The organism is Sphingobacterium sp. JUb20, assembly GCF_004342035.1.
Classification (GTDB): Bacteria; Bacteroidota; Bacteroidia; order Sphingobacteriales; family Sphingobacteriaceae; genus Sphingobacterium; species Sphingobacterium anhuiense.
Genome location: NZ_SLYV01000011.1, coordinates 255,199 through 261,612 on the forward strand (window position 1 = coordinate 255,199; position 6,414 = coordinate 261,612).

Annotated in this window: 4 protein-coding genes and 1 rRNA gene; 1 reads left to right on the top strand and 4 read right to left on the bottom strand. The window is 37.5% G+C overall.

What is annotated here, in order from left to right; translation table 11 throughout:
• Positions 1-45 precede the first annotated feature (45 nt).
• Complete coding sequence (locus EDF66_RS19335; protein WP_021190742.1) at positions 46-435, top strand: SRPBCC domain-containing protein; 390 nt, start codon at positions 46-48, stop codon at positions 433-435.
• 37 nt (positions 436-472) lie between these two features.
• Here the strand turns inward: EDF66_RS19335 and EDF66_RS19340 are convergent, their stop codons facing one another.
• The 4 genes from EDF66_RS19340 to rrf form a co-directional block, all read right to left on the bottom strand.
• Entirely contained in the window at positions 473-1,777 is a 1,305-nt protein-coding gene (locus tag EDF66_RS19340; protein ID WP_207898688.1) for a TolC family protein, read from the bottom strand.
• Position 1,778: 1 nt separating this feature from the next.
• Positions 1,779-4,856 (bottom strand): efflux RND transporter permease subunit, encoded by a 3,078-nt coding sequence (locus EDF66_RS19345; RefSeq protein ID WP_132770033.1) that lies wholly within the window; start codon positions 4,854-4,856, stop codon positions 1,779-1,781.
• Positions 4,857-4,865: 9 nt separating this feature from the next.
• The gene (locus EDF66_RS19350) at positions 4,866-5,924 is read right to left on the bottom strand and encodes an efflux RND transporter periplasmic adaptor subunit (RefSeq protein WP_132844416.1); all 1,059 of its coding nucleotides are present in this window, start codon (positions 5,922-5,924) and stop codon (positions 4,866-4,868) included.
• A 214-nt stretch (positions 5,925-6,138) separates the two neighbouring features.
• A 5S ribosomal RNA gene (gene rrf / locus EDF66_RS19355) occupies positions 6,139-6,250 on the bottom strand.
• Positions 6,251-6,414: the final 164 nt, after the last annotated feature.

The following is a 6,414-nucleotide window of genomic DNA, read 5'->3' on the forward strand; positions in this document are numbered from 1 at the left end:
AAAATAGATGAAGGCACTCTTTCATAATTAACGTATTTTTGTGCTATGAAAGATTTCAAAAAATATTATATAATACCTGCAGAGCCAGAAGAAATATACCTAGCACTGACGACGGACATTACCATACGTCTTTGGACAGGTGATTTAGTAGAAATCGATCCTGTTATCGGTGGTGAGTTCTCGATGTGGGATGGTGCTATCACAGGAAAATTTATCGATTTGGTTCCCAATAAAACGATTGTTCAGCAATGGTATTTTGGAGAAGAAGAGGCTGATTCCATTGTTACCATCAAACTACATGAACACAAAAAAGGAACTTCAGTCGAGATAAACCACGTCAATATACCTGATGAAGCTTATGATGATATTGTTGATGGATGGGATGATCCATACATGAGCTCTTTATTAGACTTCTATACAGAAGATGGACGTTAAGAGCCCTTTTAAGGCTCTTAGCTTATTTATAAAAGAGTTAGAGGTCTAAGTTACCGACTAATTCTTTTAAACCTATCTCAGACAGCTTAGCCTGATAGCTAGCCTCTTTAAGCCTGCTCATAGCATTTACATAGTTTTCTTGAGCATCTCTAAATTCAACTGCACTTATCGTACCTATCTTATACTTGTCTAAAGTTATATTTAAATTTTGCTTTGCGATTTTTTCATTTCGCTCTTCCAGTTTAGCTAAGCTGATATTTGTCACATAGCTTTGATATGCTTTCAAAATAGTGGCATTAATGAGTTCTTTGGATCTCTCAATTTGAATCGAGGCTTTTTCCACCATTTGTTTAGCCACTCGCTCACTCCTCCGTTGATTAAAACCATCAAAAATATTCATCGATGCCGTTACACCATAAGTCAAACCTCTTGCATTAGATTGAGAAACAAATCCCAAACTAGATTCTGATGACGAAAAGTTATAGCCAGAATTAAGACGAACAACAGGTAAGCGTTTCGAGCGGACATCCTTTTGCTCCAGCTCGGCCAAACGTTTATCCAATTTGATTAATTGAAGCTCGATGTTTTGATTAGTAGCCTGTTCTAATAAAGCATTAATTTCCAAATTCTCATTGAATTGAAACTCATATTGAACCTCAAAATCTATCGTTAAATCCCGAGCCATCAATCTATTTAACTCCGTTTTCAAATTGGCAATAGTTTCCAATTTTTTTAATCGCAAGGATTGGTCCGCATTTAAGTTCACCTGTACATTGAGAACTTCCAATTTAGAAGCTTTTCCAATTTGAAAACGATTTTCTGCCGTTTTTAAACGATCAGTGGAAATAACTATTGAAGAATCTATGGTGTGCAAAAGATTCTCTTCCAGAACAATTGTATAATACATATTCAGCACATCGCCAACAGTTGTTAAAATGATCGATTTCAACTCGAGGTCACCCCTTGCTTTCAGTTGATTCAATTTCTCGTACCGCGCAAACATACCAAAGCCATCAAAAATGGTCCAGCCTAAACTAACACCATAATTCATGCTGTTATTTTTTGCGTTTTCCAACTCTCTCACCTCACCTGTACTTTGTGTTTGCTTGGAATTCTGATTACTGTTGCTCTGGCTAAAATTTGCAGTAATATTTGGTAAGATTCCAGCATTCCCATATGTTGCATTTTCCTTAGCGATGATCACATCCTTCTTTGTCAGCAATACATCAAAGTTATTTTCCATAGCTATAGCAACTGCATCGTGAGCAGTAAGTACATTTTGTGAGAAAGCACTGCCTACAGGAATAAAAAGCAAGGCTAGTAGATAAAAAATCTTATTCATATTAATCTTCAATATTCGTCAGTTCAGGATTGTGTTTCTTTATTCTAGACCACATTAAATAGATTGCAGGAATCACAAATAAAGTCAATACGAGTGAAAACATAGTTCCTCCTACGATAACAACGCCCATTCCTATACGACTTGTAGAGGCTGCTCCCAATGACAAGGCAATCGGCAAGGCTCCAAGCGCGATTGCTAAAGACGTCATTAAAATCGGGCGTAATCTCCCAGCAGAAGCCTCAACAATTGCATCATATTTAGATTTCCCCTCTTCTCTTAACTGATTGGCAAATTCTACAATTAGAATACCATTTTTCGTTACCAGTCCAATCAACATAATCGTTCCAATCTGACTAAATATATTCCAAGACTGACCAAATAACCAAAGTGAAAATAATGCTCCCGCAACGGCTAGTGGTACTGTAATAATAATGACGAAAGGATCAATAAAACTTTCGAATTGCGCTGCTAAAATCAAATAAATTAAAAGTAAAGCCAAACCAAAGGCAAACATTGTATTGGATCCACTCTCTTTAAAATCTCTCGACTCACCACCTAAATCTGTCGTAAAAGTCTCATCCAGTACCTTGGCTTTAATCCGGTCCATTGCTTCTATTCCTTCTCCTAAACTCTTTCCTGGGGCTAAACCAGCAGAAACAGTAGCAGACATGTAGCGATTATTATGATAGAGCTGAGGAGGGCTGCTCCGTTCCTCAATCTTTACAATATTATCCAGCTGAATCAATTGTCCATCCTTGTTCTTAACAAAGATCGAGGCAAGGTCGAGTGGCGTACTCGTATCTTTTTTATCAAACTGACCAATAACTTGGTACTGACGCCCATTCATCATAAAATACCCAAATCGCTGTCCAGAAAGAGACATTTGTAATGTTTGAGCAACATCTAATATAGAAACACCTAAACTTAAGGCCTTTTCACGGTCAATATTGACATAAAGCTCAGGTTTATTGAATTTCAAATTAACATCAGAGATTGAAAAAGTTGGATCATCATTCACCGCGTCCATAAATTCAGGTATTTTCTCTTCCAACTTCTGAAAATTAGGAGCCTGTATAATATATTGAACAGGTAGCCCCCCTCGTCTATTCACAGAGATAGTCGGTTGTTCCATAACTGAAACCTTAGCTTCAGAAGAAGATCGCGTTAAACGAGACAAATCACGTGCTATTTCCGCCTGCGTACGCTCTCGGTCCTCCTGCTGTACAAGACCAAGACGAATCATACCACTATTAGCCGCGGCTGACCCAAATCCGGGAGAAGTAATCACCAAACTGACATCTTTTTCAGGAACTGAATCATTGACAAGAGTTGTTAATTCAGTCATAAAACGATCCATATAATCATAAGATACACCCTCAGGAGCAGTGACTCGCACTGTCAGATAGCTTCTATCATCATAGGGAGCCGTTTCCTTTGGTAATAAGCTAAAGAAAAGATAAATAAGACCAAAACAAGCTAAAACAATTGGATAACTGATCCATTTCTTTTTCAAAAATTTTATCAGAGAACTTGCATATCCATCTGTTAGCGCCACAAAATAAGGTTCTGTCCGATCATAAAATTTAGTTTTCTTCTGTTCTCCGCCCTTCATTAAATAAGCATTCAACATCGGAGTCAATGTTAAGGAGACAAATGCTGAGATAAGTACAGCAGCTCCAATAACGATTCCGAACTCCCTAAAAAGCCGACCTACGAATCCCTCTAAAAAAACCACAGGTAAGAATACAGCGGCAAGTGTAATAGAAATCGATATAACAGCAAAGAAAATTTCATTAGAACCTTTAATAGCCGCCTGAATAGGAGACATACCTTCTTCCACTTTCTTAAATATATTTTCTGTGACGACGATACCATCATCAACAACAAGTCCTGTGGCAAGAACGATCGCTAATAACGTTAACACATTAATCGAGAACCCACAGAGATACATCACAAAAAATGTAGCAATTAATGAAACAGGTATATCAATTAAAGGTCGAAATGCAATCGACCAATCCCGAAAGAATAGGAAAATGATGAGGACCACCAGTACAACAGAAATCAATAATGTTTCCGCGACTTCTAGAACAGCACGCTTAACAAAAAGCGTATTATCAAGTGCTATTTTCATGACAATATCATCAGGGAGGTCCTTTTTCAACTGATCAAATTCCTTGTAGAAACTTTTTGCAATTTCCAGATAATTCGTGCCGGGCTGTGGGATCACAGCCATACTCAACATGGGTAATCCTGAGTCAGACATTTTAGTTTCGAAATTTTCAGCCTCTAGCGCAGCTTTCCCAACATCACTCAGACGGATAATACTATTTCCTGTCGATTTAATAATAATATTATTAAACTCTTCTTCCGAAGCCAAGTTACCGATGGTTTTTACTGTCAGCTCCGTGTTAGAACCCGTTAATTTACCAGAAGGTAATTCAACATTCTGTAGGTTTAAAGCAGATCGCACATCCAGAACAGTAACACCATAAGAATTCAATTTGACTGGATCTAGCCAAAGTCGCATAGCATATTTCTTCTGCCCCCAGATTTGTACCGAACTAACCCCTGGAATTGTTTGAAGACGCTGTGAAATCGTATTTTCAGCATAATCAGACAATTCCAAAATATTCTTTTCAGAACTTTGCACTGTCATGGTAATAATAGGTTCAGAGTCTGCATCAGCTTTTGATACCACAGGTGCTGCATCAATATCCTGAGGTAGACTTCGAACAGCCTGTGACACCTTATCGCGCACATCATTTGCCGCTTCCTCTAGGTTTTTACCTAGATTAAATTCCACCGTTATATTACTAGTACCTTGATTACTCGATGAGGAAATATTTCGGATCCCATCGATGGAATTAATAGCCTTCTCCAAAGGTTCCGTAATCTGAGACTCGATAATATCGGCATTAGCACCAGCGTAACTTGTCCTAACCGATATTTGAGCCGGGTCAATAGAAGGGAATTCTCGTACACCCAAGTAGGAATAACCAATGATACCAAATAAGATCAACATCAAATTCAGTACAATAGTTAATACTGGGCGTTTAATACTTGTTGTAGATAAACTCATATAACACGATTAACGTAATGTAACCTTCACTTTAACATCATTCTTCAGCGACATTACTCCTGTAGTCAAAACAGTATCACCGTTCATTAAACCAGACAATACATTCACCTTATCCTTAGTTCTTCCTCCTGTTTCTACAATCACCTCTCTTGCTTTCCCGTCTTTTACAACAAATACTTTCTTTCCATTCTGTATAGGAATTAGTGCTTCGGAAGGAACCATTAAAGCATCATCAATGCTCTCCAGTGGTAAGATCACATTCACAAAGACACCAGGAACAAATTTATTATTTGAATTATCAGCACGAGCTTTTATTAGTAAAGTTCGAGTTGTCAAATCAACAGCAGGATCAATAGCAAAAATTTCTGCTGCAAAAACCTCCTTAGATTCAGGAATTGTAAATGAAATCTTTTTACCCACCGACACTCTGCTTACATACTTTTCTGGGATCGCAAATGATAATTTAACACGATCTGACTTTACAAGTTTCGCAATAGGGGTAGTAGGAGTGATATATGCGCCTTTAGATACAGATCGCAAACCAATTATTCCAGAAAATGGTGCCCGTATGTATGTTTTAGATAATTGTGCTTCGATATATGCGATTTGCGATTTCGCCGTTCTATAATCAGCACTTGCAATATCATACTCCTCTTGACTAATCGCCTCTTTCTCCAGTAGCAGTTTTGCTCTTCGTTCATTTTCCGAAGTCAATTGCGTTCTTGTTTTAGCTTGCTCTAATTGTGCTAATAAATCTGAGGCAACGATTTTCACAAGTATAGCACCTTTGTTTACGCGACTTCCTTCAGAAAAATTTAATTGATCTATTAATCCAGAAACCTCAGAACGAATTTCCACTTGTTCATCTGGTTCAATGGTACCTGTCAGATTAAGGTTATCAGCGAACGATTCAGCAAAAATAACAGCACCATATACAGACATGGTAGCCGCTTTTCCTTTTCCGGCTGTCGGAACTTCATTCTTCTCTTTATTTGTCGTTATTCTTTGCCAGATCAAGTATCCAAATACAAGAATTAGTAGCGCAATGACAATATATTTAATTTTCATAATCCAGTATAACATATAGAAATGCGTAAAATACATTTCAATATTCAAGTTTATAAAAATTTAACGACTAAATAAGTAGAACTTCGTAATATTGTTATGATAATAAAAGAATAAATAATACCATTATAAATTCCAATTGTACAATTACAGATCTATAAAAAAGCATTATACAGCAAAAAGCCTCTAGAATATAATTCTAGAGGCTTTGTATAAAAAAAGGCATCGACCTACTCTCCCACCTGTTACGGCAATACCATCGGCTCTGGCGGGCTTGACTTCTCTGTTCGGAATGGGAAGAGGTAGACACCGCCGATATAGACACCTAAAATATTTTGAATCAACAATGTTGATGTAAACAAATCAGATTAAAGCAAAATAGCCTTGTTAAAAGGCTATTCTGTATAAAAAAAGGCACCGACCTACTCTCCCACCTGTTACGGCAATACCATCGGCTCTGGCGGGCTTGACTTCTCTGTTCGGAATGGGAAGA